Below are 25,714 nucleotides of genomic sequence, written 5' to 3' on the forward strand. Positions count from 1 at the left end.
ACGCCCCACAGCCGGAGGGGCGTGGGAGGCGTCCGGTGGCGCAGGGGGCGGTGGCGTCAGAAGGTTTCCCAGTCGTCCGCTCCCGTGCCCGCCATCGCTGGCTGCTTGGCGGCTTTGGCGGGCGCGGCCACCAACGGGGCCTTGGCGGGAGAGGCCTGCAGTTTCCGCGCAGGGGCGGGCATGGCGCGCGGGGCCTTGGTGGCCGGGGCAGGCGCCGAGGCCAGCGAGGGCGTCGGCACCGGCGCCGTCCGGCTTTGCGCCTGCGCGCGGCGGATGACGGCGCTGGAGGCCGATTCTTCGAGCCGGAAGACGCTCACGATCTCCACCAGGCGGGTGGCCTGGTGGTTCAGGCTGTCGGCGGCCGCGGCGGATTCCTCCACCAGCGCGGCGTTCTGCTGCGTCACCTGGTCGAGCTGGTTCACCGCATCGCTCACCTGCGAAATGCCTTGCTCCTGCTCGCGCGTGGCGGCGCCGATCTCGCCGATCAGGTCGGCCACCCGGCGGGCCTGATCGACGATCTCGTTCATGGTGGCGCCGGCTTCGCTCACCAGCGCCGAGCCCTGTTCCACCGTCTGCACGCTCTGGCCGATCAGCGCCTTGATCTCCTTGGCCGCGTCGGCGGAGCGGCCCGCCAGGCTGCGCACCTCGCTGGCCACGACGGCGAAGCCCCGGCCCTGCTCGCCCGCGCGGGCGGCTTCCACCGCGGCGTTCAACGCCAGGATGTTGGTCTGGAACGCGATGGAGTCGATCACGCCGATGATGTCGCTGATGCGGCGCGAGCTGGCGGTGATGTCTTCCATGGTGCGCACCACATTGCCCACCACCTCGCCGCCCTTGGAGGCGGTGGCGCTGGCCGAGCTCGCCAGTTGCGAGGCGGTGCGCACGGTGTCGGCGTTCTGCTTGACGGTGGAGGTCATCTCTTCCATCGATGCCGCCGTCTGCTGCAGGTTGGAGGCCTGCTCTTCGGTGCGCTGGCTCAGGTCGGCGTTGCCGGTGGCGATCTGCCCGGCGCCGGTCGCGATGGATTCGCTGCTTTCGCGCACCTGGCTCACGATCCCGCTCAGGCTGGTGCGCATGGCGTTCATGGCCGCCAGCACGCTGTGGGTGTCGCCCTGGCGCAGTTGCACGCCGACCGCCAGATTGCCGTTGGCCACCTGCTGCGCGACCTCGGAGGCATAGGCCGGCTCGCCGCCCAGCTGTCCTTTGATCTGCCGGGTGATGGCCCAGGCCACCATGGCGCCTGCGGCGGCCGCGAGGGCTGCCAGCGCGAGCATCAGCGTGCCTGCGGCGACCGCGTCCTTCTCGGACTCGTCGGCCGTGCGCACGGTGGCGGCCTTCTGGTAGTCGACCAGGTCGTCCAGCGCCTTGAAATAAGCGGCTTGCACAGGGCGCACCGGGCCGAGCAACTGCTCGCGTGCCTGATCGTTCTGGTTAGCCAGGCCCAGGTCGACGGCCTTGTTCAGGGCCTCCACATAGGCGGGCCGCGCCTGCCCGATCTGGGCAACCAGGGCTTTTGCCTCGGGACTGGTCATGCGCTGGTTCAGTTGGCTGAGCAGTTCTGCGTTGCGTGCCTGGGCCTTGTCGATGCGGCGTTTTTCATCGGCCATCTGCGGAAGGTCTTCCAGCAGCGCGATGTTGCGTGCGGCCCGGGCCACCGTGTTGATGCCGTCCTTCATTTCCTGCAGCACCAGCAGGTTGGCGATGCGCTCATGCGACAGCAGCTTGATGTTGCCGCCGATGTGATCGAGCTGTACCCGTCCGAAGGCGGCCACCAGGAAGCCGATGGCGATCACGAGAGCAAAACCCGAGCCCAGCAAGGTGCCCAGTTTCATGCGTTGGAAGAAGTTCATGGATGCAGCCTTTTCGCTAGAGTCGAATGCCGATTTGGCCGGCGGGATGGGTGTGTGTCAATGTGTAATTTTTAATCCTCTGATGTAATTGATCTGTAGGACACAAACCAGCCTGCCGGTGCGCGGATGGCGAGCGGACGGGCGTTCAGGTGCCGGGCAGGCGGCGACAATCGAGGGCCCCTTGCTGGTTTGCGCCGTCCCATTTCGCGCCAATCCCCTCACTGCGACCGGTCCATGACGTCCTCCCGCCCCAATCTGATCTTCATCCTTGCCGACGACCTGGGCTATGCCGACCTGGGCTGCACCGGCGCCCGCGATGCCTACAGCGTGCCCCTGGATGTCTCGCCGCGCCTGGACGCGCTGGCGGCCGAGGGCCTGCGCTGCACGCGGGGCTATTCCAATTCGGCCGTGTGCTCCCCCACGCGGTTCGCACTGGCCACGGGGCGCTGGCAGTACCGCCTGCGCGGCGCGGCCGAGGAGCCGCTGGCCAGCGTGCACGGCGACAAGGTGCTGGGCCTGCCACCCGGCCACCCCACGCTGCCTTCGCTGCTGCGCGACGCGGGCTACGCCACCGCCCTGGTGGGCAAGTGGCACCTGGGCTACCCGCCGCACTTCGGCCCGCGCATGTCCGGCTACGACACGTTCTATGGCTTCCATGCCGGCGGCTCGGACTACTTCGCGCATTGCGACCCGCGCGGCCGCCCGGACTTCTGGGTCAACGAAACCGAGCACACCGAAGACGGCTACCTCACCGACCTGCTCAGCCGCCGGGCGGTGGACTTCGTGCGCGATCAGTCGGCGGACCGCCCCTTTCTGCTGAGCCTGCACTACAGCGCGCCCCACTGGCCCTGGCTCACGCGGGACGACCGCGCCGAATCGCAGCGGCTCGCCGGCTTCGGCAAGCACGTCGACGGCGGCAGCCTGGAAACCTACCAGCGCATGGTCCACCACATGGACGAAGGCATCGGCTGGGTGCTGGATGCGCTGCAGGAAAAGGGCCTGGACGAAAACACCCTGATCGTCTTCACCAGCGACAACGGCGGCGAGCGCTATTCCAACAACTGGCCGTTCGTGGGCCAGAAGATGGACCTGCTGGAGGGCGGCATCCGCGTGCCGCTGCTGGCGCGCTGGCCCGCCCGCATCGCTCCGGGCCGCGTGAGCGACACGCCCAGCCTCACCATGGACTGGACCGCCACCTTCCTCGACGCGGCCGGCGTGGCGGCCCACCCCGACTACCCGCTGGACGGCACCAGCCTGCTGCCGCTGTTCGACGACCCCGCGTGGAACCCGGAGCGCGACCTGTGCTGGCGCATGAAGCACCGCGAGCAGCGCGCGCTGGTGCGCGGCCGCCACAAGTACCTGCAGGTGGACGGCGTGGAATACCTGTTCGACGTGGTGGCCGATCCGCGCGAGCGCGCCAACCTGCGCGATCGCGAGCCCGCGCGCCTGGCCGAGTTGCGCGCCGCGTGGCAGGCGTGGGATGCAGCGCTTCCCGCGATCCCGCCGGAGGCCAAGGTCTCACTCGTGTTCACCCGCAACGAATTGCCGCAGGCCACCTTCTGAACCGCCCATGACCTCACCCCGCACCGCTCCCCCGGCCCCGCCTTCCCGCTTCTGGGCCGAATGGTCCGCCCGCGATTTCGCGCAGGCGCAGGCCTCGGGCCGGGCGGCGCAAACCGTCGCAGTACTCCCCGTGGCGGCCATCGAGCAGCATGGCCCCCACCTGCCGCTGAGCGTGGACGCGGCCCTGCTGCAGGGCGTGATCGATGCCGCGCTGCCGCAACTGCCGGCCGAGGTGCCGGCGCTGTTCCTGCCGCCGCAGAACGTGGGCCTGAGCACCGAGCACACGGCCTATGCCGGCACCCTCACGCTCAAGCCCGCCACCCTCATCGCGCTGTGGACGGAGCTGGGCGAATGCGTGGCCCGCGCGGGCGTGAAGAAACTGCTGCTGCTCAACGGCCACGGCGGCCAGGTGAGCGTGATGGACATCGTGGCGCGCGAGCTGCGCCAGCACTGTGGCCTGCTGGTGTACAGCGCCAGCTGGTTCAGCCTGCCGCTGCCCGAGGCCGTGAGCGCGCAATTCAGCGCCGAGGAGCACCGCTTCGGCATCCACGGCGGCGAGATCGAGACGTCGATGATGCTGCATCTCGCCCCCGGCACCGTGCACATGGCGCAGGCGCAGCACTGGCGCTCCACCTCGCAGGACCGGGCGGAGCGCTACGCCCTCCTGGGCAATGGCAAGAGCGCCAAGATGGGCTGGGCCATGCAGGATTACCACCCGGCCGGCGCGGTGGGCAATGCGGCCGGCGCGACGGCCGAAAAAGGCCGGGCGGTGGTCGAAGCCGCGGCGGCAGGACTGGCCCAATTGCTGGGCGAGATTCACGCGTTGCCGCTGGACACGGTCGTGGCCCGCGGGTCGTCATGAGGTGCAGCGGGGTTTAAGCCAGCGGCAGTGCGATGCCCGATTCCGCGAACACTTCGCGAACGACCGACAAGCCGTTGAGTGCCGCCGGAAACCCGGCATAGACCGCCATCTGCATCACCACTTCCACGATCTCGCCCGGCTTGCAACCCACATGCAGCGCCGCATGCACGTGCACCCGCAACTGCGGCAGGGCATGGCCCAGCGCGCACAGCGCGGCCACCGTGGCCAGCTCGCGTTCACGCAGGCCCAGACCCTCGCGGGCATAGATGTCGCCAAACGGAAATTCCAGCAGGTAGCGCGCAAAGTCGGGGAACGACTTCGCCAGTCCCCCGACCACCGCCAGGCCCGCCGGCCCGTCCACGGCGCCCAGCATGCGCATGCCGCGCTCGTAGCGTTCGTTGCTCATCGGGCGCTCCCTGGGTGTTCGCACGGTTCCGTACCGCGCGAAACGGCGGCACGAGGGCAGAAGGAAAAGGCCATGGTATTTCTCTGAAAGATGTCGAAGCCGCTCAATGTAGGGAGCGGCCACCGCGCAGGGAATGATCTATTTCGTGATACCTTTTTGATATGAACAACCTCCTGGATTCCCGCTCGCTCGCGCTGTTCCTCGCCGTGGCGGATGCACTGAGCTTTCGGCAGGCGGCTGAAACGCTCCACCTGTCGCAACCGCCCTTGAGCCGTGCCATCCGGGCGCTGGAAGAGCGCTTGGGCGTGCGGCTTTTCGACCGCAACACGAAAGGCGTGAGCCTCACCGATGCGGGCCACCGGCTGGTGCCCTACGCGCGCGGGACTGCGAAGCTGCTTCGCGACGCGCAGGCCGCTCTCGCCAGCCCCGGCATGCCTGCCACGCTTCGGCTGGGCCTTACCAGCGCGGTGGAACCCGCCTGGTTTCGCGGGCTGGCGCAGCGTGTGCAGGCGACCCACCCTGGTACCACGGTCTCCATCGTTTCCGACGCGTCCCCCCGCTTGGTGCGCCAACTGGGCAGCGGCAAGCTGGACGCGGCGTTCGTCGCGCTGCCCACCCGTGCGCCGGGCCTCGATGTGGTCGAACTCGATCGCCTGCCGATGGTGGTCGCCCTGCCGTCCGCGCATCCGCTGGCCAGGCGCAAGGGGCTTCGCCTGGCCGACCTCGCGCACGAAACGGTCTTCTGGTTCGAGCGGGCGCGCCAGCCCGCTTTCTACGACCATTGCCAGCAGGTGTTCTCGCACCATGGCTTCGCGCCAAAAAAGCTCAGGGAGCCGACCGACCACCATGTGCTGCTGGCGGAGGTGGCGAATGGCCGCGGCGTGGCGCTGCTGCCGAAGTCGTTCACCGGTCTGCGGCGAACGGGCGTGGTGTACCGCGCCCTGGCGGAGGGCGGTGCGCTGTCGGTGGGCATCGGCCTGGCCACGCGCGCGGGTCGCCAGGCCATGCGCCAAGGGCTCGTTGCCGCAGCGCGTTAGCTGGCGCGGCTTTTTACGTCTTGTGCCACTTCACCAGATCTCCCACGTTCTCTCCGCCCACCGCTGAATCACACTCTCCCCATGCAGACCTCCAAACTCTCCGTGGCCCGCGCCTACGCCGTCGGCATGCACGGCGCCCAGCGATACGGGGCGCTTCCCTATTCGCACCATCTGGATGCGGTCGCGGCGGTGCTCGCGCCGTACGGTGAAGACGCTCAGCTCATCGGTTATTTGCACGATGTGGTCGAAGACACGGGCGCCACGGTGGACGATGTGCGGGCGCGTTTCGGCGATCGGGTGGCCGACTGCGTCGCCTTGCTCACCGACGAACCGGGCGAGACGCGGAAAGAGCGCAAGACCAAGACGTACGCCAAGCTGGCCCGGGTGACGGAGCCGCAGCACCTGGCGCTGGTGGTGAAGGTGGCGGACCGGCTGTGCAACGTGCGGGCGTGCGTGGCGGATGCCAACCGCCCGATGTGGGCCGTGTACCAAGGCGAGCACCCGGTGTTCAAGGCGTCCGCGTTTCGCCCCGGTCTGTGCGACGAACTGTGGACCGAACTGGACCGCCTGCTGAGCGAAGACGCGCTGCCGCCAGGCGCCTGAACCGCCGGCGCACGCTGCGCAGGGCCTATTGCCGGCCCGATGCCCCCAGCCTCAGCGCCTGCAGAACGAGTGAAAACGCGGGCGAGGGCTGGCGCCGGCTGGGGTAGTAGAGGTGGTAGCCGGCGAAGGGCGGGCACCAGTCTTCCAGCACCCGCACCAGCCGGCCCGCTGCGATGTGAGGTCCCAGTTCATCCTCGGGCAGCAAGGTGATTCCCAGCCCGGCCAGCGCGGCGTCGATCTGGGGCGGTGCGGTGTTGAAGATCAGCGGGCCGTCCACGCGCACGTTGACCACCTTGCCGCGCCGGGAAAAATCCCACACGTACAGCCCGCCGGAGGTGGGCATGCGCTGATTGATGCAGCGGTGGGCCGTCAGATCGTGCGGCGTCTTCGGTGCCGGGTGGCCCGCGAAGTACGCGGGCGATGCCACCACGGCCATGCGCAGCGGCGGGCCGATGGGCACGGCGATCATGTCCTTGTCGATGGTGTTGCCCAGGCGCACGCCGGCGTCGAACCGGTCGGCCACGATGTCGCGAAAACCGTAGTTCATGTCGAACTCCAGCGTGACGTCCGGGTACGCGTGCAGCAGCGGCATGAGCTTGGGCAGCAGCACGGTGTGCATCACGTTGTCACCGCAGGTGATGCGCACCGTGCCGGCCGGCTTGTCGCGCAGCGCGGTGAGGGCGTCGAGTTCCGCCTCGATCTCGTCGAAGCGGTGGCCGATGGCGTGCATCAGCCGCTCCCCGGCCGGCGTGGGCGAGACGCTGCGCGTCGTGCGGGTGAGCAGTCGGATCTGCAACCGCTCTTCCAGCCCTCGCAGGGCCTGGCTGAGGGCCGACTGCGTCACACCCAAAGTGGCGGCAGCGCGGGTGAAGCTGCCTTCGCGCGCCACGGTGACGAAGGCGAGCAGATCGTTGAGGTTGCGCCGTGCCATGTGCGTGCCCGCCTTTTGATTGATTAGTGAGGCTGATAAATCTATTAAGCATTCATTATCTAGTCGGCCCGACGATGCCTTGGCAAACTTCCCGGCATGGCAGACAGCAACCGCATTCCCTTTCTTCGGCGCACGGCGCTGGCGGTCGGGCTGTGTGCTTCGCTGGCCGCTGCCTCATTCGCTCAGGGCACCCCTATGAAGATCCGCCTGCAGGTCGGTGGCGAGACGGCCACGGCCACGTTGAACGACAGCGCCGCCAGCCGTGATTTCGCCGCACTGTTGCCACTGACTCTCACGCTGGAGAACTACGCGGGGGTGGAACGCATCGCCCCCTTGCCGGCCAAGCTCTCGGCGGCGGGGTCGCCGGACGGCATTGCGCCTCGCAGGGGTGACATCGCTTTCTACGCGCCGTGGGGCAACTTGGCGGTTTTCGTCGGCGATGACGTCTATGCCCGCGGGCTTTTGCGGCTGGGCCGGGTGGACACGGGCCTCGCGACGCTGCAGCGCCAGGGGCCGTTCCCGGTGCGCATCGAGCGCCTGCCGGACTGACCTCCGAACCCCGCGCCCACCCCGCCATCCGCCAACACCCCGCCAGTGGCGCCATCGAGCGCGCCATGGTTTTGCTCGCCTTTTTCATTGCCACAGGAGCCCTCCATGAACCACCCCACCGATCACCTTTCGCACACCGAAGACCTGCTTGGCGGCCCCGCCTCGGGCCGGCGCGATTTCCTCAAGACCGCAGGCACCCATGCGGCGGCGCTGGGCGTGTGGTCCGCCGCCACCAGCGCGGCTTTCGCGGCCGATGCGCAGGCAGGCGACCTCGTGCCGGCCGATGCCGAGAATTTCTACCGCAGCGACCGGGTTCTCGTGCAGAAGGTGGGCTTCAAGAACCAGTACCGCATGGAGGTCGCGGGCAATCTGTTCCTTCCGCGCGGTCTGCACCGCGGCCAGAAGGCGGCTGCGATCATCGTGGGCCATCCCATGGGGGCGGTGAAGGAGCAGAGCGCGAACCTGTACGCCACCAGGATGGCCGAGCAGGGCTTCATCGCCCTGTCGCTGGACCTGTCGTTCTGGGGCGGCAGCGCCGGCCAGCCGCGCAACGCGGTGTCGCCGGACATCTATGCCGAAGACTTCAGCGCCGCGGTGGACTTCCTGGGCACCCAGCCAGGGGTGGACCGCCATCGCATCGGCGCCATCGGGATTTGCGGCAGCGGCAGCTTCGTGATCAGCGCCGCCAAGATCGACCCGCGCATGAAAGCCATTGCCACGGTGAGCATGTACGACATGGGTGCGGTCAACCGCAACGGGTTGCGCAAGGCGCAGACTCTCGACCAGCGCAAGGCAACCATTGCCGAAGCCGCGGAGCAGCGCGATGCGGAATTCACGGGCGGCGAAACCCGCTACACCGGCGGTACCGTGCTGGCACTGACGCCGAACTCCACCGCCATCGAGCGCGAGTTCTATGCCTTCTACCGCACGCCGCGCGGTGAGTACACGCCGCCTGGCCAGTCGCCCGCACGGACCACGAAACCCACGCTCACGAGCAACGTGAAGTTCATGAACTTCTACCCGTTCGCCGACATCGAGGCGATATCGCCTCGGCCGCTGCTGTTCATCACCGGCGACCATGCGCATTCCAGGGAGTTCAGCGAAGACGCCTACCAGCGCGCAGCTGAACCGAAGACCCTGCACATCGTGCCCGGCGCGGGCCATGTGGACCTGTACGACCGGGTGAACCTCATCCCCTGGGACACGCTGAACACCTTCTTTCGCACCCACCTTCAGCCATCGGCCGTGGGTCCCGCATGACGGCGCGCATGACGGCGCAGCCGTGCGACGCCTCCAGCAGCGGCACCACTGCGCCAACGCACCCCGCTGGCTGGAGCGGTATTTTCGCAATGGCGCTGTGCGTGTTTGCGCTGATCGCGTCGGAGTTCATGCCCGTCAGCCTGCTGACGCCCATGGCCGCCGATCTGGGCGTGACCGAAGGGCTGGCGGGGCGGGGCATCGCGGTGTCGGGGGCGTTCGCGGTTCTGGCGAGCCTGTCCATCGCCAGCGTGGCCGGGCGCATGGACCGCAGGACGCTCCTGCTGGGGCTGACCGGGTTGATGTGCCTCTCCGGCGCCGTCATCGCCCTGGCGCCGAACTACGCCACGTACCTGGCGGGGCGCGCGCTCATCGGGGTGGTCGTGGGTGGGTTCTGGTCCTTGTCGGCGGCCACGGCCATGCGGCTCGTGCCGGGCCCGCAGGTGCCGCAGGCCCTGGCGGTCTTCAATGGCGGGAACGCGCTGGCCACGGTGGTCGCAGCGCCCCTGGGCAGCTACCTGGGCGCGGTCATCGGGTGGCGCGGTGCCTTCCTGTGCCTGGTGCCGGTGGCGGTCGTGGCCTTCGCCTGGCAATGGGTGAGCCTGCCGCCCCTGCCGGCCGGACCGCGTGCGGCGGGTTCGGCCAACGTGTTCCGGCTGTTCCAGCGCCGGGCGGTCCGGCGGGGCATGCTGTCGGTCGGTGCGTTCTTCATGGGGCAGTTCATGCTGTTCACGTACCTTCGCCCGTTTCTGGAAACGGTGACGCGGGTGGGCGTTTCCACGCTGTCGCTCATGCTGCTGGGCATCGGCGTGGCAGGCGCCGTCGGTACCACCGCCATCGGCGCGCTGCTGAAAAGAAGCCTCTACCCCACGCTGGCGGGCGCGCCGGTGACCATGGCCTTGGTGGCGGTGGCGCTGATCGCCTGGGGTTCGCAAGGCACCGCCGTGGCGGCCTTGCTGGGCGCATGGGGCCTGGTGGCCACCGCGACGCCTGTCGGCTGGTGGACCTGGGTGGCCCGGGCGCTGCCGCAGGATGCCGAAGCCGGTGGCGGCCTGATGGTGGCGGTGGTGCAACTGGCCATCGCGCTCGGCTCCACTGCCGGTGGCTGGCTGTTCGATGCCAGCGGCTACCAAAGCACCTTCGCTGCGGCGGCCGGCATGCTGCTGGTCGCCGCCGTGTCGGTGGTCTTCACCGCGCGGGCGGACCCTTCGGCTGCGGCCGGCGCGCAAGCCGGCCCATGACCCGGCGCCGACCGGCCGGCCCTGCCATCAATGCCCGGAGGCGTCGGCCATGTGGTCCAGCGCCTGCATCGCATCGGCCGGCAATGGCAGCGTGGCTGCGGCCAGGTTCTCACGCAGGTGCGCCACCGACGATGTGCCGGGGATCAGCAAGATGTTGGGCGAGCGGCGCAGCAGCCAGGCCAGCGCCACCTGCATCGTGGTGGCGCCCAGGCGCTCGGCCACGCCGGACAATGCGGACGACTGCAGCGGCGTGAAGCCCCCCAGCGGAAAGAAAGGCACATAGGGAATGCCTTCCTGCGCCAGCGCGTCGATCAGCGCGTCGTCGCCGCGGTGCACGAGGTTGTAGTGGTTCTGCACGCAGGCGATGCGGCAGATGCCGCGGCCTTGCGCTACCTGCGCGGGGGTCACGTTGCTCAGGCCGATGTGGCGCACCAGGCCCTGGCGCTGCAGCTCGGCCAGCGCAGTGAGCGGCGCTTCGATGGATCCTTCGGCAGGGCCGTGCACGCTGAACATGGCGCGAAGGTTCACCACCTCCAGCGCGTCGAGGCCGAGGTTGCGCAGGTTGTCGTGAACCGCCTGTTGCAGCGCCTCGGCCGAGAACGCGGGCAGCCAGCCGCCTTGGGCGTCCCGCACCGCACCGATCTTGGTGACGATGGCCAGATCGTCCGGGTAGGGCGCGAGCGCTTCGCGAACGATCTGGTTGGTGATGTGCGGGCCGTAGAAATCGCTGGTGTCGATGTGGTTCACCCCACGCTCCACCGCATCGCGCAGCACGGCCACCGCTGCGCTCCGGTCCTTGGGCGGGCCGAATACGCCGGGCCCCGCGAGCTGCATGGCCCCGTAGCCGAGCCGGTGGACGCTGCGGTCGCCCAGGGGGTAGTGGAGGGGGGCGGCGGTGGGAAGGATGGCGGTGGGAAGGATGGCGGTGGTCATGGCGGTGCTTTCGTGGCGATCGTGATGGGGAATGGGGAGAGCCGAAGGGCCCGCTGCGGCGTGTCGTTCGGGGCGCTTTCTCAGCCTTCGGCCCAGTCTAGGCAGGCGCCCACTGTTTGATAAGCCAAAATAATCGGCACAAGCTGTGCGGAATTCAAAACAATGAATGTGGACCTCGGTGATCTGAACGCCTTCGTGGCGGTGGCGCGGGCCAGAGGCTTTCGCGAGGGCGCGCGCCTGAGCGGCGCGAGCGCCTCCGCCCTGAGCGAGGCGGTGCGCCGGCTGGAGGCGCAGATGGGTGTGCGGCTGCTGCACCGCACGACGCGCAGCGTGGTGCCGACCGAAGCCGGCCAGCGCCTGCTGGAGCGGCTGAGCCCGGCGCTGGCCGAGGTGCAGTCGGCGCTCGACGTGGTGAACGGCTTTCGCGACCGGCCCGTCGGCACGCTCAAGCTGAACGTGCCCGTCAGCGCCTCGCGCCTCGTGCTCCCGTCCATCGTGCCGCGCTTTCTCGCCGCCTATCCGGACATTTCCCTGGAGATCATCTCGGAGGATGGCTTCGTCGACCTGCTGGCGGCCGGCTGCGATGCGGGCATCCGCTACGACGAGCGGCTGGAGCAGGACATGATCGCCGTGCCCATCGGGCCCCGCGTGCAGCGCTTCGCCGCGGCGGCGGCCCCGGCCTACCTGGATCGCCATGGCCGGCCCGAGCACCCCCGCGACCTGCTGGCGCACCACTGCCTGCGGGGGCGCTTTGCCAGCGGGGCCATGCCGCTGTGGGAATTCCAGCGCGGGGAGGAAGCCGTGGTGCGTGTCGATGTGACCGGGCGGCTGATCGTGCGGCTCGGCGGGGCGGCTGACCTGGCGGTGGATGCCGCGATCGCCGGCGCCGGTGTGGTGTACCTCTTCGAGGAATGGCTGCGGCCCCACTTGGACAGCGGCGCGCTGGAGCCGGTGCTCGAACCCTGGTGGCTGCGCTTTTCCGGCCCCTTCCTGTACTACCCCGGCCGCCGGCTGGTGCCGGCACCGCTGCGGGCCTTCGTGGACTTCATTCAGGGCGCGCCCTGAACGCGCGCCGAGCGCACGCTGCGCGCGGGCGCCGCCCGCATCGGGTCAGGCGTGCGTCACCCAGCTCGCGTGTTCTTCGGTGTCCAGGTGCGGCAGCGTGTTGAACGTCTGCATCATGAGCCGCTTGGGGGCGATGCTGAACTCGGTCACCGCGCTGTTGCGGATGCGCATGTTGAGCGCGATCGTCACTTCGGGCGGCGTGCTCAGCACCTCGCCCACGGCGGTGGAGATCGGCCCGCCGCTGGACACCAGCAGCACGTGGTGTCCCACGTGATGGCGGCGCACATGCTCCAGCGCCGCGCGGATGCCGCTGGAAAACGCCACCCAGCTGGGCATGCCCGCCGGGCTGATCGTGCCGCCCATCCACTGCGCCAGCGCATCGCACAGCAGCCGTAAGTGGTGCCGGTACCGCTCGGGCGTGTCGGGCGGGGGCAGCGGGTGGGGATGGATGGCGGCGATGAGCGCCGCGCTGTCGTACTCGTTCAGGGCGGGCAGGGCCAGTGGCTGCGGCGTGATCTGCAGGCCCTCGGCGATGCCCTCCAGCGTCTGCACATGGCGGCGCAGCGTGCCGGTGATCACCGCATCGAAGCGCACGTTGCGGGCCCGCCAGTACTCGCCCAGGCGCACCGCCTGCTCGCGCCCGCGCGGGCTCAGCTGGTCGTAGTCATCCGCGCCAAACGAGGCCTGGCCGTGGCGCACGAGGTAGAGGGTTCCCATGCCGGCGATTCTGGGCGGGGCCTGGGCGCGCCTTTGTCTCCCGGGTGACGAATGCTATTGTTTTGATAGCTGTGTGCCGGCGTTTTCATTGTGCTGGCGGTCATTCCGATGCGGGTGTTGCGCAGAATCCGCAGCGGGGCGTCAACGGACCATATCCATCCGATCCAGGAGGTAGCGCAGATCGAACATCAGCGCCCTGGCCGCCAGGCGGTCGAGCGCTGGAGCGGGCGTGGCGCTGCGTTGTGCGGGTGTGCGCGGCAACGCGACCGAGGCTTGCGCGTCATCGTCTTCGCCGGCCTTGGCATCCACCAGATCGCGATGGTGATCGGTGCATTCCTTGCGCATCGCCGCGACGGCCGCGCGCGCGGTGGGCCGGTTGTTCATTTCCAGCGCGGGAATCAGAACGTCGAACTGACGGTTCAGTCGGGCCAGCACGTCGGCACTGGCGTGCCCGTACTTCGGCCAGGATTGAACGTGGGTCCTCAGTCTGCGAGCCAGTTCCGCGCCGCTGTATGGTGCCGGCACGGCAATCACGGGGGCCAGAACGGGAACCAGGACATAGTCCAGGTCCTGGATTTCGTCGATTTTCTGGCTCCAATAGGGCGTATCCGGCAGGTTATCCAGTCCCCAAGGCTCCGGGGTGGATCCCGTCAGCTTGGCGCGTGCCACGCCGGGCAACTCCGCCCGGGTCACGAGAAAGCCATCTTGTGTTTTTCCTGGAGAGATACCGTCCGGATCGGTGTCCTTCAAACCGGGTGTCCAGACGAAACTGGTCTGGCCCACATGCTCGTCAACGCGCAAGTTTCCACTCCAACCTTGGGGCGCTTTGATCACGCTGGTCTCGAAATTTCTCTTGGCAGTCAATTGATCCCAGTACTGCTGGGTCCACTTGTCATTTTCTGTTCGCGCGCTTGCCGTCACCGGTGGCAAATCCGGTATGGCGTATACCAGAGGAATTCCCCATATTCGAAAGAGGTCGATTGACTGTTTTGCATCACGGCGGTTAACTAGTCGATAACGGTATGCGTATGCTGATCCGCTGGCTTGCACGATCGAATGGATGCTTGGCTTGATCGCATTCTGCTGAAAATAGGTTTTACTTACCCACTGCGCAGTTTCCGGATCCTGGTAGTAAAGCTTCCACGCATTTTTTGAGGCATCGAAGGTGGCGCTGTCTTGAGCGAGGGCCAAACCGGTGCACAGCGTTGAGGCCAGCAGCGCAGATCGGATGAGTTGGATAACGTTCATGGTTCAGTGCTCCGATTTGAAGCAGGCTTTCTGCTTTTCGAGAAATACGTGGAAGTGCGGTGCTGAGGCGTAGTGATGAAGTATTGAGAAAGGAACTTCGGCTGCACGGGTCTCGCAAAATTTTTTGTAGAAATTATTCTGCTTGTCGGCAGGCACTGGATTTCTGGCGCGGGTGAACGAAATGTCAATTTCACGGCCATCACGATGCGCCGCGTGTGGCGCTCTCCAATTCGACGTAATGTCGTAGCGCCCTCCCCAAAACAAACTGGCATCGTTCAGGGCTACCGTACCCCAGCCTTCAGCAGCAAAAGACCCAATCAAACTCAGCAGATTTTGCAATGACTGTTGTGTCAGGTAATACTGATTGTGGTGATACCGCCCATTGCCCTGATGCGTCCTGTCCACGCTGGTCAGGGCATAGACAAAAGTGCCATCGGCGTTTTGCGGCGGATTCGGAGAAATGGGCAGCAGGTCTGCCACCTTGACCCTGATCTCTTTGGACGCCGGACTGTTGGAGCAAATGGCGCAAGCGACTTGCAGGGTATGAATTCCTGCCACTTCCGGGGCTTTGAAGGTGACTTTGACTTCGCCATTCGCGTCGGTGACGCCCTGGGTTGCGCTCAAAAGGCCCTTGGGCCGGGCCACGTCGTGGTGTTCATGCCCGCCGGAATGGGCAGTGACATCGACCGAGAAGCCGAGCGCCACCCCGGGCTTGGCGGTGGTGCTGTGAGTGACCTTGGCGATCAGCGTGATTTCGGCCGAGCCTCCCGTGTGGGCGGGGCGTGTTTCCAACGGCCCTGACAAGGTAACCACCGTGGGATATTGCTCGTAATGGCACCGGTTGATCGCCTCCCAATGGCGCCAGCCGTCGTCTGTCTCTTCGCAGGTGTAGCCGGTTGCCGTATAGGGTGCGGGAGACAGCTGGCCGTTGCCGCCAAGGGTGCAGGCTTCCTGGACCGAGGGATAACAGCTTCTCCCATCGGCGCCCCTTCTTCCAACCGTCCAGCCTTGAACGGTGACCTGGGCCCAAACCGCGGGCACCGTCACGGCCACCAGCGCAAGAGAAAGCGCGCCCTTTCGCGCCAGGGATCGATGCATCGGCATTGGATTTCGTTGCGTAACTATTAAAAACGCACCGAAGGTTAACATGAATGCCTGCGCCGTTTCTGCCGCTTTGTTATCCGCTCCACGCGTTGGAAAAGGCTTTCGTGGGATCGGTTTGCAAGCCGCGACGCGCTGAAATGGGTAATGGGCTTGGGCGGTGTGGTCCTATGGGCGTTCGACCCGAAAACCCACGCAGGGAAGGCGCGGTGATATCCACGGCTTTCTGTTGCACGGCGAACCGGGCCAGCGCAGCGCCGCAGGGGGATTGCCGCATCGGATGTCCCGGTCCATGGCCGTTTTGCCATCGGGGCTGCGTGGGCATGGTGCGGACGCGGACCCCAAAGCAGCCGCTATATTTTCAATAGCGTCATGCCGGCATTTTCATTGTGCTGACGGCCCTTTTCAATGCGAATCCATCTGCGGAGGGGCCGCCCCCTGCGCTGGCGAAAGGGGCCGTGGAGATGGGAGGCGCTGGCCGATCACAGCACGCCGGAAAACATCGCCGCATCCACGTTGCCGCCCGTGAGCGCCAGCCCCACGGGCAGGCCGGTGAGCGATCCGCGCTCCTGCATCGCGGCGGCGAATGCGGCGGCGCCCGCGCCTTCGGCGACGTTGTGCGTGTCGGTGAACAGGGCGCGCATGGCGGCGGCCACTTCGGCGTCGGTCACCTTCACCACGTGGTCCAGGTGCGGCGCCAGGATGGCGAGCGCGGCCGGGTCGGCCACGCGGCAGGCCATGCCGTCCGCCAGTTGCGTGGTGACCGGGGCCTCGACCACGTGGCCGGCGGCGATGGAGTCGGCATACGTGGTGGCATGGGCGCTGACCACGCCGACGATGCGAACGCCGTGGCCCAGCGCGCGCTTGGCCGCGATGGCCGAGCACGCCCCCGACCCCTGTCCGATGGGCACGTAGGCGATCGCCATCTGCGGCACGGCGCGCAGGAATTCCCACCAGTACGTGGCCACGCCGCGCAGCAGGTCGGCATGGAAGCTGGGGACCATGTGCGCGCCGCGGTCGGCCGCCAGTTGGATGGCGTGTTCGCGCGCCTCCTGGAAGTCGTCGCCATGCTCGATCAGGGTGACGCCCAGGGCGCGCATGGCTGCGTTCTTCTCCACCGAGTTGCCGCGCGGCACGACGATGGTGCAGGCCACGCCGTGGCGGCGCGCGGCCCAGCCCATGCTCTGGCCGTGGTTGCCGCGCGTGGCGCTGACCACCTCGCGCGGCAGCGCGCCGCGCCGGGCGAGCTGGTCGAAGTACGTGAGCCCGCCGCGGATCTTGAAAGCGCCCACGGGCGTGTGGTTCTCGTGCTTGAGCCAGCATTCGGTGCCCAGCCGCTCGCCCAGCAGCGCCCAGCGGTACTGGGGCGTGGGGGCGAAGTCCGCGTACACCACCTGGGCGGCGGCCTCGATGTCGGCGAGCGTGGGGAGTGCGGCCATGGCGTGCAGGCCCGCGCTGTCCGTGGCGGGTGCCGATGCGGGAGCGAAGGCGTCGATGGCGGTGGTGGGGGCGTTCATGCGGTGGCTTTCTTTTCGGACAGGATGCGAAGCGCGAGCAGGCCGAGCACGGTGCCCATCACGTAGCGCTGGGCGCGCACCCAGCCCTCGCTGCGGTGCAGGAACCGGGCCACCTGGGCGGCGAACAGGATCAGCAGTGCGTTCACGGTGGCGCTGGTCGTGATCTGCACGGCCCCGAGCGCGAGGCTTTGCAGCAGCAGGTGGCCGCGTTCGGGGTGCAGGAACTGCGGGAAGAACGACAGGTAGAACATGGCGACCTTGGGGTTGAGCACGCTGGTCATGAAGCCCATGAGAAACAGCTTGCGCGGCGCGTCGTGCGGCAGGTCGCGGGCCTGGAACGGCGCGGAGCCGCCGGGCTTGACGGCCTGCCACGCCATCCACAGCAGGTACGCCGCGCCGGCGATGCGCAGCGCATCGAACGCCATGGGCACGGCGGCCAGCAGGGCCGACAGCCCGAGCGAGGCCGCCAGCAGGTGGGTGCCGAAGCCGGCCACCACGCCCAGCAGCGACAGCAGGCCCGCGCGCGGCCCCTGCGTGAGGCTGCGGGACACGCAATAGACCATGTTGGGCCCGGGCGTGAGCACGAGCACCAGCGCGGCGAACGCGAACAGCAGGATTTCCTGGAAGGTGAAGAGGAACATCAGACGGGCTCCTTCGATGCGAGGGTGACGGGGCCGCGGGGCGTGGCCAGCACGGCCTGCAGGCGCGGCGCGGCCCCGGGCGACACGGCCACCTGCGCGCCCAGGCCGAGGGCGGCGCAGGCGCTGGCCAGCGCCGGCGCCTCGGGGTGCTCCAGCCGCAGCGACTGCAGCTGCACGCCGCTGGCCGCGGGCAGGCTGTAGCAGGGATGGCGCTCGCCCCACTGGATCAGCGTGGGCAGGCAGCCGCCCAGCAGGCGCTGGCCGTCCGGCCGCAGGGTGATCTGCCACTGCAGCAGCCCCAGCGGCGTGGGGCGGCTGGCGGTGGCGACCCCGCCCCGGTCCAGCCCGCGCGCGGCCAGCGCCGCATGGGCGGCGGCCACGTCGCGCACCGAGGCCACCCAGTGGATGAGCTGCGGGCCGTCGCGCGCCACGCGGGCCTGTAGCGCGGGGTCGTCCATGTCGAACCAGCGCCGCGTGCCCGCCGCCGGCCCGGGGGCGGCGGGGTTCATGGCGATGATTTCCAAATAGGTGCGCGGGTGCGCCGGGCCGCTGAGGTTGAGCAGGCGGTTGTGCGTGCCCATGAGCGGGTGCTCGCCCCCCATGGCCGGCACCACGCCCAGCGTGCGGCGGCACCAGTCCACGCCGCTGTCCAGGCGGTCGGCCATCACCACGAGATGGTCGATGCAGGCGTCGGGCAGGTTCACAGCCGCACCTCGCCGTTCACGCAGGTGACCGATCCGCCGCCGACCCAGATGCGCTCGCCGTCCTGGTGCACGTGCACGCGCCCGGCCCGACCCATCGCGGTGCCCTGGCTGGCGACGTAGCTGGGCGGTGCCAGGTGCGCGCCGATGAGCCACTGCGCCAGGGCGGCGTTCAGGCTGCCCGTCACCGGGTCTTCGGCCAGGCCGTTGTTGCCCGGAAAGAACGCCCGCACCTCGAAGGCGATGCCCTCGTCGGCATGCGCGCCGACCACGCCCACCTTGCCGCGCGGCCCCACCACGCCGATGTCCAGCTGGCCGAGGACGGCGCTGTCGGGCTGCAGGGCCAGGACCTGCTCGGCACTGGCGAGCATCACGCCGCGCCAGTTCGGGCCGTTGTCGCACCAGGCGTGCGCCACGATGTCGCTGCGCTCGATGCGCAGGCCGCGCGCGATCAGGGCCACGTCCTCTTCGGCCAGCGGCCCGCTCTTGAGCAGCGGCGGCGCGGCGAAGGCCAGCCGGTCGCCGTCGCGGCGCAGCGTGATCAGGCCCAGCGCGCATTCCTGCACCACCTCGCCATCGGTGCGCGGCTGGCCACCGGCCTCCAGCCAGGCGTGGCAGCTGCCCAGCGTGGGGTGCCCCGCGAACGGCAGCTCGCGGCCGGGGCAGAAGATGCGAACGCGGTAGTCGGCGCCGGCGGCCCGGCCGGCCTCGGTGGGCGGCAGCAGGAACGTGGCCTCGGACAGGTTGGTCCAGTTGGTGAAGTGCTGCATCTGCTCGGTGGACAGGTCCGAGCCGTCGAGCACCACGGCCAGCGGGTTGCCCAGGTAGGGCTGCTGGGTGAACACATCGACTTGCTTGAAAGGGCGTTGGCGCATGGTGTGGGCCTCTTTGCGGGGAAGGAAAGGCCGGCCGGTGGGCCGGGGGCGATGGAAAACGGGGTGGAAGCGGGTCGGCAGGCCGGCGTTTCGGGCCGCGCGCCCATGCGGCGGCGCGGCGCGGCCGGCGCCGGGACCCATCGACCCACAAAAAAAGGGGAGCGGCGCGTCAGCCGGTGGGGATCTGGCGCGGCGGCGCGGTGGCGGGCGGGGCGCAGCTCATAGGCGGGCGGTTCCCTCGATGCAGGTGAGGCTGCGGCCGCCGACCCAGACCTGGCCCTGCGCGTCCTGGCGGATGTGCACGCGGCCGGCCCGGCCCAGGCTCTCGCCCTGGGCCACGAGGTAGCTGTGCGGCGCACGGCCTTCGGCGATGAGCCACTGCGCGAAGCTCGCGTTCAGGCTGCCCGTGACCGGGTCTTCGGGGTTGCCCATGGGCGCGGCGAAGGCGCGCACCACCACGCCGGGTTGCGTGGCATCGTGGGCGTCGGCGCCGACGTGGATCACGCCGACATCCTGGCCCAGGTCCTTCAGCCGGGCGTGATCGGGCCGCAGGCGGTGCACCGTCTCGGCGCTGTCGAGCACCAGGCCCAGCCAGCGCGGGCCGTTGTCCAGCAACTGGGCGGCCGCGATCTGCTGCGGCCGGATGCCCAGCGCCCCGGCGATCAGCGGCACCAGCGCGGGGCTGGCATCGCTGCGGTGCAGCGGCGGCGCCGCGAACGCCAGCCGTTCGCCGCTGCGCTGGATGCGCACCAGCCCGCCGGCCGACTCCTGCACCACCAGGCCGGCATCGCGCGGCACGTGGCCGGCCTCCAGCCAGGCGTGGCAGGTGCCGAGCGTGGGGTGCCCGGCGAACGGCAGTTCGGTCCCACGCGGCGTGAAGATGCGCACGCGGTAGTCGGCCCCCGCCGTGCGGCCCGCCTCGGTGGGCGGCAGCAGGAAGCTGGTTTCCGACAGGTTGGTCCACGCGGCGAAGCGGCGCATGTCGGCATCGTCCAGGCCTTGTGCGTCCAGCACCACGGCCAGCGGGTTGCCGTCGCCGGGGCGGTGGCTGAACACGTCGATCTGCTTGAAGGGGCGCTGGCGCATGGCGGGCGATGGTGTCAGGCGAGCGGCTGGTCGATCACGCCGCGCGCGCCAGGGCGCGACAGCAGGCCCTGGTACCAGGCGTCGAGGTGGGTGCGCGCCACGCGCTCCTGCGGCAGGCCCCACCAGCGGTGGATCTCGCAGCCCACCACGATGTCGGCCATGGTGAAGCGCTCGCCCGCCAGGCATGGCTGCTGCGCCAGGTGCGTCTCCAGCCGGTCCAGGAGCGGCTCGGTGGCCGCCACCGACCGCGCGATGGCGGCCGGGTCGCGCTGCGCCTCGGGCGTGCGCACCCACTGCAGGAACGCGTCGCGCCCCGCGGGGTTGAGCGTGGTCTGCTGCCAGTCCATCCACTGCTCGGCCACGAAGCGCGTGCGCAGGTCCTCGGGGTAGAGGGTGCCGCTGGCGTGCTTGGCGCACAGGTAGCGCACGATGGCGTTCGACTCCCACAGCGTGAAGCCGTCGTCCTCGATCAGCGGCACCATGCCGTTCGGGTTGAGCCGCAGGAACTGCGGCTCGCACACGATGCCGAACTGCCCGCCCGCGTCGGTGCGCTGCAGCTCCAGGCCCAGCTCCTGCACGGTCCACACGACCTTGCGCACGTTGATGGACGACAGCCGTCCCCAGAGCCGCAGCATGCTTCAGGCCTTCTGGGCGACGCGCGCCCGGATGGCCGCGGCCAGCGCGCCCACGCCGGTGTTGATCTGCGCGGCGCTGGCCGTCACGAACGACAGTCGCAGCGTGCGCGGGTCGGCGTTGTCGGCATAGAAGGCCGCGCCCGGCACAAAGGCCACGTTGCGGTCCACGGCCTCGGGCAGCAGGTCGATGGCGCTCATGCCTTCGGGCAGGCGCACCCACAGGAACATGCCGCCGTCGGGCTTGTTCCAGTGCACGTCCAGGCCGGCCATCTCGCGCGTGAGCGCCTCCAGCATGGCGTCGCGCTGCTGCTTGTACAGCGCGCGGATGGTGGGCACGTGGCGGCCCAGGAAGCCGTCCTTCATGACCTCGTGCACCATGCGCTGGTTGAAGCCCGGGCTGTGCAGGTCAGCCGCCTGCTTGGCCTGCAGCAGCTTGGGGAACACGGCCTTGGGCGCCACGATGAAGCCCAGGCGCAGGCCGGGGGCGAGCACCTTGGAGAACGAGCCCAGGTAGATGCAGCCTTCCGGGTTGCGCGCGGTCAGCGGCGCGGGCGGGGGCTGGTCGAACCACAGGTCGCCGTAGGGGTTGTCCTCGATCAGCGGCAGGTTCAGCTCGGCGGCCTTGGCCACCAGCGCGGCGCGGCGCGCCTCGCTCATGGTGCGGCCGGTGGGGTTCTGGAAATTGGGCAGCACATACAAGAAGCGCGCCTTGTCGGCACCGCTGCCGGCCTTGGTGGCCAGGTCATCGATCTGCACGCCTTCGTCGTCGCTGGCCACGCTCACCACTTCGGGCTCCATGGGCGCGAAGGCCTGGATCGCGCCGAGGTAGGTGGGCGTTTCCACCAGGATGCGGCTGCCGGCGTCGATCAGCACCTTGGCCACGAGGTCCAGGCCCTGCTGCGAGCCGGTGGTGATCAGCACCTGCTCGACGCTCACGTCCCACGGCAGGAAGTCGGCGACCGCCTGGCGCAGCGGCTGGTAGCCCTCGCTCGCGGCGTATTGCAGGGCCGACTGGCCGTCCTGCGACAGCACGGCGCTGCAGGCCTTGGCGAAGTCGTCGATGGGGAAGGTCTTGGGGGAGGGCAGTCCGCCCGCCAGGCTGATGATGCCGGGCTTCTCGGTCACTTTCAGGATCTCGCGGATCACCGAGGGGTTCATCTTCGCGGCGCGTGCGGCCAGGGTCCAGTTCGTCATTGAGTGCATCTCCAGGGGGCGCTTGTTCTCCGGGGCGCCGGGGTCGTCGTTGAGGAAGCCGTTGTGCGGCGGGTGGCGGGCATGCGGGTGGGCCCGCCGGGGAAAGAGCTTAACCGCGCATCGCGGCGGGTTGGGGGTTCCTGGCGGGGCCTTGTCGCACCGGGGCGCGTCGGCCGACCACCACCGTGGCCATCACCGCGATGCCGAAGCCCAGGCTGACCGCATCGAGCGATTCGCCCAGCAGCGGCACCGAAAACAGCATGCCCAGGAAAGGCTGCACCAGCTGCACCTGGCTCACGCGCACCGTGCCGCCGAGCGCCAGGCCCCGGTACCACGCGAAAAACCCCAGCCACATCGAGAACACCGACACATAGGCCAGCGCGCCCCACGCCGATGCCGGCATGGGCGCCGTGGGCCACGACCAGGCCCCCAGCGGCAGCGTGGCGGGCAGCGAGATGACCAGCGCCCAGCAGATCACCGAGCCCGAAGGCATGCGCTGCGACAGCCGCGCGCCGTAGCCGTAGCCCACGGCGGCGCACAGCACGGCCGCGAACAGCAGCAGGTCGGCCGGGTGCAGCGACAGGCCTGCGCTGCCCGAGCGCAGCACCGCGAACGCGACCACCATCGCCGTACCCAGCAGCGCGCACAGCCAAAAGCGCGGCGACGGGCGCTGGCGGTGCAGCAACGCGCCCACGCCGGCCGTGGCCAGCGGCAGCATGCCGATGATCACGCTGGCATGCACCGCGCCCACGTGGCGCATGGCCAGCGAGGTGAGCAGCGGAAACCCGAACACCACGCCCAGCGCGGTGAAGGCCAGCGGCCGCCAGTCCTCGGGCCGCGGCCAGGGCGCGCGGCGCGCCCACAGCAGCAGCGCCGACAGCACCCCCGCGATCGCCGCCCGGCCCATGGCCATGAAGACGCCGGACATCTGCGGCGCCTCGGGCGTGCCCACGGCCAGCCGCGTCATGGGCAGGGTGAAGGCGAAGATGGTGACGCCCAGCAGGCCCCACAGCAGGCCGCGGGTTTCGGGCGACTGCCAGCCGGTGGCCGGGGCCGTGGGGGCGCCGGGGGCGCTCGGCGAGGTGGCGGGGTGCGTCATGGGCGGGGTCCGGTGAAACAAAGGGGGCGCAAGCGGCGGCGGGGGCGGGCGGTCATGCGTTCACCATCCAGGCGGCGGTGAGCGCGAGCACCAGCGCCATGGCGCGGTTGAACCACAGCAGCCGCGTGCCCTGGGCGAGCCAGTGGCGCAGCAGCGCGCCCGTGGCGGCATACACCAGGTTGCTGGAGAAGGCGAACACCACCATCACCGGCAGCACCACGCCCAGCCGCGCCAGGGCATCGTCGCGCCCGGCGATCCAGCCGGCCACGATGGTCAGCGCCAGCAGCCAGGCCTTGATGTTGACGAACTGCATCGCCGCGCCCTGCCAGAAGCCCACGTCCATGCGCCCGGCCTGCGCCTGGCCCAGTTGGGCGCTGCGGCTCAGCTTGAAGGCCAGCCACAGCAGGTAGCCGATGCCCAGCACCTTGATGCCCAGGCGCACCGCCGGCACCGCCATCACCAGCGCGCCGACACCGCCCGCGCACACCAGCAGCAGGGCGCTCCAGCCCAGGGGCACCGCCCAGACGAAGCGCATCGCGTGGCGCAGGCCGCGGTTGGCAGCGATCGCCGTGGCCAGCGTGGTGTTGGGCCCGGGGCTGAAGCTCATGGCGGTGGCCAGCGCCAGCAGGGCGGTGAATTCGACGAAGGGCATGGGGTGTTGCAGGGTTTGTGGCTTCCAATGTAGGAGGAGATTCCATTACAGTTGCAATACAGTTATTTCGACAATTTCATGATCTGTATTGGTGTTTGCATCAGCACAGTGAAGGAGCCCCCCGCCATGCTGACCCGCACCGCCCGCCGATCCCTGACCGAGCAACTGGCCGAGCGCTTCGCCGAACGCATCCGCGCCCGGCTGCTGCCCGCCGGTGCGCGGCTGCCTTCGGTGCGCGAATGCGCGCGGCTGCAGGGCGTGAGCGCGTACACGGTGGTGGCCGCCTACGACCAGCTCCTCGCGCAGGGCCTGGTGGAGGCCCGCAGCCAGCGGGGCTTCTATGTGCGCGATATTGCACAAAAAATGCCTGAAGGGCATATTCCACTAGGGCATGGTGCTATAGAAAAAATAGCAAACGACCGCAAGTCTTCCCCCGTGCTGTCCCCGCTGCCCTCGGGCTCGTGCGTCAATGCCACGGCGCTGATCCGGGGCATGTTCCACCAGGCCTCCAGCCACCCGCAGCCGGGGGCCGGTGTGTTCCCGCGCGACTGGCTGGAAAACACCTTCATGGGTGCGGCGGTGCGCAAGGTTGCCAGTGGCCGGGCGCTGCAGGACAGCTCGCTGCAATACGGCGACCCCATGGGCGAGCCCACCCTGCGCGAGGTGCTGGCCCGGCGCCTGCAGGGCTTCGGCGTGCCCGCACAGGCCAGCCAAGTCATCACCACCATGGGCGCCACGCACGCGCTGGACATCGTGAGCCGCACCCTGCTGAAGGCGGGCGACACCGTGATGGTGGAAGAACCCGGCTGGTCGGTGGAGTTCGCGCGGCTCGACGCGCTGGGCATGCGCATCCTGCCGGTGCCGCGCGGCGCCCAGGGCCCCGACCTCGCGGTGATGGAGCGCTACTGCGAGGTGCACGCCCCCAAGCTCTTCGTGAGCGTGAGCGTGTTCCACAACCCCACCGGCTACTGCCTCACGCCGGGCAGCGCGCACCAGGTGCTGCAGCTGGCTGGGCGGCACGGCTTTCACATCGTCGAAGACGACACCTACAGCCACATCGCGCCGGAACACGCCACGCGCCTCACGGTGCTGGACGGCCTGGCGCGCACCATCTACGTGAGCGGCTTCGCCAAGATCCTCGCGCCCAACTGGCGCATTGGCTACCTGGCCGCGCCGCCCGATCTGGTGGAGCCGCTGCTGGACACCAAGCTGCTGTCCACGCTGACCACGCCCTCGCTGCTGGAAAAGGCCATGGCCCTGTGCATCGAGCAGGGCATGCTGCGCCGCCACAGCGACCGCATGCGCCAGCGGCTGGCCCAGGCCCGGGCGCGCAGCGTGCAGCTGGCGCTGGAGGCCGGCTGCACCTTCGCGGCCGAGCCGGCCGGCATGTTCGGCTGGGTCGAGACGGGCGTGGACACCGACGTGCTGGCCCAGCGCATGCTGGACGAGGGCTACCTGCTCGCGCCGGGCGCGCTGTTCCACGCCAGCCGCCAGCCGTGCACGCTCATGCGCATCAACTTCACCACCACGCAGGACGCGGCGTTCTGGCGCGTTTTCCAGCAGCAGGCGGCGGCCCTGGCCGGGGGCGTGCGGGGGTGACTGCGGGGGAGGCCCGGTGGCCGCCGGGCGGTGCCCCATGGGCCTGGAGATGGGGCGGCGGTCTGTGTGATTTCGTGTGCGTTGCGGCCGAAACGGCCGCAATTGGTTACATCTAGAGGCATTTTCCCGCTGGCGGGGGGATTTCCGGGGGGTGGGATGCGCTCAGCCGCGCACTATCATTCGGCCCATTCCAATCCGACCCACCGGCCCTTCGCGGCCGCTGCACCCATGACACGCCGAGTCACCATCCAGACGCCCCTGGGCGAGCAGTTGCAGTTTCGCCAGCTGCAGGGCAAAGAAGCGCTCTCCGAGCTGTTCTCCTTGGACGTGGACCTGCTGAGCGAGAGCAAAT

25 protein-coding genes are annotated in these 25,714 nt (G+C 69.2%); 9 read left to right on the forward strand and 16 right to left on the reverse strand.

The annotated features are described in order from the left end of the window. Nucleotides 1–56: 56 nt before the first annotated feature. On the reverse strand, nt 57–1,850 hold the full coding sequence (locus AVME950_RS21550) for a methyl-accepting chemotaxis protein (protein WP_284431376.1): 1,794 nt from the start codon (nt 1,848–1,850) through the stop codon (nt 57–59). Nucleotides 1,851–2,084: 234 nt separating this feature from the next. On the opposite strand from AVME950_RS21550, the gene AVME950_RS21555 reads away from it, so the two are divergent. Together AVME950_RS21555 and AVME950_RS21560 are read left to right on the forward strand one after the other, a co-directional pair. After that, nucleotides 2,085–3,413 (forward strand): sulfatase family protein, encoded by a 1,329-nt coding sequence (locus AVME950_RS21555; protein WP_284431377.1) that lies wholly within the window; start codon nt 2,085–2,087, stop codon nt 3,411–3,413. 7 nt (nt 3,414–3,420) lie between these two features. Further along, nucleotides 3,421–4,275: a creatininase family protein gene (locus AVME950_RS21560; RefSeq protein WP_284431378.1), complete on the forward strand. Its 855-nt coding sequence runs from the start codon at nt 3,421–3,423 to the stop codon at nt 4,273–4,275. Between the two features lie 13 nt (nt 4,276–4,288). Here AVME950_RS21560 and AVME950_RS21565 read toward each other — a convergent pair whose 3' ends face one another. After that, nucleotides 4,289–4,681 (reverse strand): carboxymuconolactone decarboxylase family protein, encoded by a 393-nt coding sequence (locus AVME950_RS21565; protein WP_284431379.1) that lies wholly within the window; start codon nt 4,679–4,681, stop codon nt 4,289–4,291. 161 nt (nt 4,682–4,842) lie between these two features. Here AVME950_RS21565 and AVME950_RS21570 point away from each other — a divergent pair, with 161 nt between their 5' ends. Together AVME950_RS21570 and AVME950_RS21575 are read left to right on the forward strand one after the other, a co-directional pair. Next, nucleotides 4,843–5,718, forward strand: coding sequence for a LysR family transcriptional regulator (locus AVME950_RS21570; protein ID WP_284431380.1), 876 nt, complete (start codon nt 4,843–4,845; stop codon nt 5,716–5,718). 81 nt (nt 5,719–5,799) lie between these two features. Further along, nucleotides 5,800–6,321 carry an HD domain-containing protein gene (locus tag AVME950_RS21575; RefSeq protein ID WP_284431381.1) on the forward strand — a complete coding sequence of 174 codons (522 nt, stop codon included), beginning with the start codon at nt 5,800–5,802 and terminating at the stop codon, nt 6,319–6,321. Between the two features lie 25 nt (nt 6,322–6,346). Here AVME950_RS21575 and AVME950_RS21580 read toward each other — a convergent pair whose 3' ends face one another. Next, complete coding sequence (locus AVME950_RS21580) at nt 6,347–7,252, reverse strand: LysR family transcriptional regulator (RefSeq protein ID WP_284431382.1); 906 nt, start codon at nt 7,250–7,252, stop codon at nt 6,347–6,349. Nucleotides 7,253–7,447: 195 nt separating this feature from the next. Between AVME950_RS21580 and AVME950_RS21585 the strand changes: the two genes are divergently transcribed. From AVME950_RS21585 to AVME950_RS21595, 3 genes are all read left to right on the forward strand, one after another. Then, nucleotides 7,448–7,801: a cyclophilin-like fold protein gene (locus AVME950_RS21585; RefSeq protein WP_284431383.1), complete on the forward strand. Its 354-nt coding sequence runs from the start codon at nt 7,448–7,450 to the stop codon at nt 7,799–7,801. A 105-nt stretch (nt 7,802–7,906) separates the two neighbouring features. After that, complete coding sequence (locus tag AVME950_RS21590) at nt 7,907–9,061, forward strand: alpha/beta hydrolase (RefSeq protein ID WP_284431384.1); 1,155 nt, start codon at nt 7,907–7,909, stop codon at nt 9,059–9,061. Between the two features lie 89 nt (nt 9,062–9,150). Then, nucleotides 9,151–10,299, forward strand: coding sequence for an MFS transporter (locus tag AVME950_RS21595; RefSeq protein WP_284431406.1), 1,149 nt, complete (start codon nt 9,151–9,153; stop codon nt 10,297–10,299). 27 nt (nt 10,300–10,326) lie between these two features. On the opposite strand, the gene AVME950_RS21600 is transcribed toward AVME950_RS21595, so the two are convergent. Further along, a complete protein-coding gene (locus AVME950_RS21600) occupies nt 10,327–11,232 on the reverse strand; it encodes an aldo/keto reductase family oxidoreductase (RefSeq protein WP_284431385.1) in 906 nt (301 codons plus the stop codon). 162 nt (nt 11,233–11,394) lie between these two features. Here AVME950_RS21600 and AVME950_RS21605 point away from each other — a divergent pair, with 162 nt between their 5' ends. Further along, nucleotides 11,395–12,297, forward strand: coding sequence for a LysR family transcriptional regulator (locus tag AVME950_RS21605; RefSeq protein ID WP_284431386.1), 903 nt, complete (start codon nt 11,395–11,397; stop codon nt 12,295–12,297). Nucleotides 12,298–12,342: 45 nt separating this feature from the next. Here AVME950_RS21605 and AVME950_RS21610 read toward each other — a convergent pair whose 3' ends face one another. The 12 genes from AVME950_RS21610 to AVME950_RS21665 form a co-directional block, all read right to left on the reverse strand. Next, nucleotides 12,343–13,014 (reverse strand): histidine phosphatase family protein, encoded by a 672-nt coding sequence (locus AVME950_RS21610; RefSeq protein ID WP_284431387.1) that lies wholly within the window; start codon nt 13,012–13,014, stop codon nt 12,343–12,345. 141 nt (nt 13,015–13,155) lie between these two features. Then, a complete protein-coding gene (locus AVME950_RS21615; RefSeq protein WP_284431388.1) occupies nt 13,156–14,262 on the reverse strand; it encodes a hypothetical protein in 1,107 nt (368 codons plus the stop codon). A 3-nt stretch (nt 14,263–14,265) separates the two neighbouring features. Further along, nucleotides 14,266–15,360 (reverse strand): Ig-like domain-containing protein, encoded by a 1,095-nt coding sequence (locus tag AVME950_RS21620; RefSeq protein WP_284431389.1) that lies wholly within the window; start codon nt 15,358–15,360, stop codon nt 14,266–14,268. A gap of 485 nt (nt 15,361–15,845) precedes the next feature. Beyond that, the gene (locus AVME950_RS21625) at nt 15,846–16,802 is read right to left on the reverse strand and encodes a threonine dehydratase (protein WP_284431407.1); all 957 of its coding nucleotides are present in this window, start codon (nt 16,800–16,802) and stop codon (nt 15,846–15,848) included. Between the two features lie 74 nt (nt 16,803–16,876). Continuing rightward, the gene (locus tag AVME950_RS21630; protein ID WP_284431390.1) at nt 16,877–17,521 is read right to left on the reverse strand and encodes a LysE family translocator; all 645 of its coding nucleotides are present in this window, start codon (nt 17,519–17,521) and stop codon (nt 16,877–16,879) included. Beyond that, nucleotides 17,521–18,225, reverse strand: coding sequence for a VOC family protein (locus AVME950_RS21635; protein ID WP_284431391.1), 705 nt, complete (start codon nt 18,223–18,225; stop codon nt 17,521–17,523). Before AVME950_RS21635 ends, AVME950_RS21630 begins: the two co-directional genes overlap by 1 nt. Continuing rightward, entirely contained in the window at nt 18,222–19,097 is an 876-nt protein-coding gene (locus AVME950_RS21640) for a PhzF family phenazine biosynthesis protein (protein ID WP_284431392.1), read from the reverse strand. Before AVME950_RS21640 ends, AVME950_RS21635 begins: the two co-directional genes overlap by 4 nt. A 219-nt stretch (nt 19,098–19,316) precedes the next feature. Beyond that, nucleotides 19,317–20,183: a PhzF family phenazine biosynthesis protein gene (locus AVME950_RS21645; protein ID WP_284431393.1), complete on the reverse strand. Its 867-nt coding sequence runs from the start codon at nt 20,181–20,183 to the stop codon at nt 19,317–19,319. A gap of 14 nt (nt 20,184–20,197) precedes the next feature. Then, a complete protein-coding gene (locus tag AVME950_RS21650) occupies nt 20,198–20,818 on the reverse strand; it encodes a glutathione S-transferase family protein (protein ID WP_284431394.1) in 621 nt (206 codons plus the stop codon). Nucleotides 20,819–20,821: 3 nt separating this feature from the next. Next, entirely contained in the window at nt 20,822–22,012 is a 1,191-nt protein-coding gene (locus AVME950_RS21655; RefSeq protein WP_284431395.1) for an aminotransferase-like domain-containing protein, read from the reverse strand. A 109-nt stretch (nt 22,013–22,121) separates the two neighbouring features. Then, on the reverse strand, nt 22,122–23,111 hold the full coding sequence (locus AVME950_RS21660) for a DMT family transporter (RefSeq protein WP_284431396.1): 990 nt from the start codon (nt 23,109–23,111) through the stop codon (nt 22,122–22,124). Nucleotides 23,112–23,163: 52 nt separating this feature from the next. Then, nucleotides 23,164–23,763, reverse strand: a complete 600-nt coding sequence (locus tag AVME950_RS21665) for a LysE family translocator (protein WP_284403005.1) — start codon at nt 23,761–23,763, stop codon at nt 23,164–23,166. Between the two features lie 126 nt (nt 23,764–23,889). Here AVME950_RS21665 and AVME950_RS21670 point away from each other — a divergent pair, with 126 nt between their 5' ends. Then, nucleotides 23,890–25,362, forward strand: a complete 1,473-nt coding sequence (locus AVME950_RS21670) for an aminotransferase-like domain-containing protein (RefSeq protein ID WP_272566885.1) — start codon at nt 23,890–23,892, stop codon at nt 25,360–25,362. Nucleotides 25,363–25,714 lie beyond the last annotated feature (352 nt).

This window comes from Acidovorax sp. SUPP950 (assembly GCF_030158935.1).
Classification (GTDB): domain Bacteria; phylum Pseudomonadota; class Gammaproteobacteria; order Burkholderiales; family Burkholderiaceae_C; genus Paracidovorax.

Coding starts and splice junctions, on each gene's coding strand:
- AVME950_RS21550 (WP_284431376.1), bottom strand. CDS start 1,850: ATGAACTTCTTCCAACGCATGAAACTGGGCACCTTGCTGGGCTCGGGT.
- AVME950_RS21555 (WP_284431377.1), top strand. CDS start 2,085: ATGACGTCCTCCCGCCCCAATCTGATCTTCATCCTTGCCGACGACCTG.
- AVME950_RS21560 (WP_284431378.1), top strand. CDS start 3,421: ATGACCTCACCCCGCACCGCTCCCCCGGCCCCGCCTTCCCGCTTCTGG.
- AVME950_RS21565 (WP_284431379.1), bottom strand. CDS start 4,681: ATGAGCAACGAACGCTACGAGCGCGGCATGCGCATGCTGGGCGCCGTG.
- AVME950_RS21570 (WP_284431380.1), top strand. CDS start 4,843: ATGAACAACCTCCTGGATTCCCGCTCGCTCGCGCTGTTCCTCGCCGTG.
- AVME950_RS21575 (WP_284431381.1), top strand. CDS start 5,800: ATGCAGACCTCCAAACTCTCCGTGGCCCGCGCCTACGCCGTCGGCATG.
- AVME950_RS21580 (WP_284431382.1), bottom strand. CDS start 7,252: ATGGCACGGCGCAACCTCAACGATCTGCTCGCCTTCGTCACCGTGGCG.
- AVME950_RS21585 (WP_284431383.1), top strand. CDS start 7,448: ATGAAGATCCGCCTGCAGGTCGGTGGCGAGACGGCCACGGCCACGTTG.
- AVME950_RS21590 (WP_284431384.1), top strand. CDS start 7,907: ATGAACCACCCCACCGATCACCTTTCGCACACCGAAGACCTGCTTGGC.
- AVME950_RS21595 (WP_284431406.1), top strand. CDS start 9,151: ATGGCGCTGTGCGTGTTTGCGCTGATCGCGTCGGAGTTCATGCCCGTC.
- AVME950_RS21600 (WP_284431385.1), bottom strand. CDS start 11,232: ATGACCACCGCCATCCTTCCCACCGCCATCCTTCCCACCGCCGCCCCC.
- AVME950_RS21605 (WP_284431386.1), top strand. CDS start 11,395: ATGAATGTGGACCTCGGTGATCTGAACGCCTTCGTGGCGGTGGCGCGG.
- AVME950_RS21610 (WP_284431387.1), bottom strand. CDS start 13,014: ATGGGAACCCTCTACCTCGTGCGCCACGGCCAGGCCTCGTTTGGCGCG.
- AVME950_RS21615 (WP_284431388.1), bottom strand. CDS start 14,262: ATGAACGTTATCCAACTCATCCGATCTGCGCTGCTGGCCTCAACGCTG.
- AVME950_RS21620 (WP_284431389.1), bottom strand. CDS start 15,360: ATGCATCGATCCCTGGCGCGAAAGGGCGCGCTTTCTCTTGCGCTGGTG.
- AVME950_RS21625 (WP_284431407.1), bottom strand. CDS start 16,802: ATGGCCGCACTCCCCACGCTCGCCGACATCGAGGCCGCCGCCCAGGTG.
- AVME950_RS21630 (WP_284431390.1), bottom strand. CDS start 17,521: ATGTTCCTCTTCACCTTCCAGGAAATCCTGCTGTTCGCGTTCGCCGCG.
- AVME950_RS21640 (WP_284431392.1), bottom strand. CDS start 19,097: ATGCGCCAACGCCCTTTCAAGCAAGTCGATGTGTTCACCCAGCAGCCC.
- AVME950_RS21645 (WP_284431393.1), bottom strand. CDS start 20,183: ATGCGCCAGCGCCCCTTCAAGCAGATCGACGTGTTCAGCCACCGCCCC.
- AVME950_RS21650 (WP_284431394.1), bottom strand. CDS start 20,818: ATGCTGCGGCTCTGGGGACGGCTGTCGTCCATCAACGTGCGCAAGGTC.
- AVME950_RS21655 (WP_284431395.1), bottom strand. CDS start 22,012: ATGACGAACTGGACCCTGGCCGCACGCGCCGCGAAGATGAACCCCTCG.
- AVME950_RS21660 (WP_284431396.1), bottom strand. CDS start 23,111: ATGACGCACCCCGCCACCTCGCCGAGCGCCCCCGGCGCCCCCACGGCC.
- AVME950_RS21665 (WP_284403005.1), bottom strand. CDS start 23,763: ATGCCCTTCGTCGAATTCACCGCCCTGCTGGCGCTGGCCACCGCCATG.
- AVME950_RS21670 (WP_272566885.1), top strand. CDS start 23,890: ATGCTGACCCGCACCGCCCGCCGATCCCTGACCGAGCAACTGGCCGAG.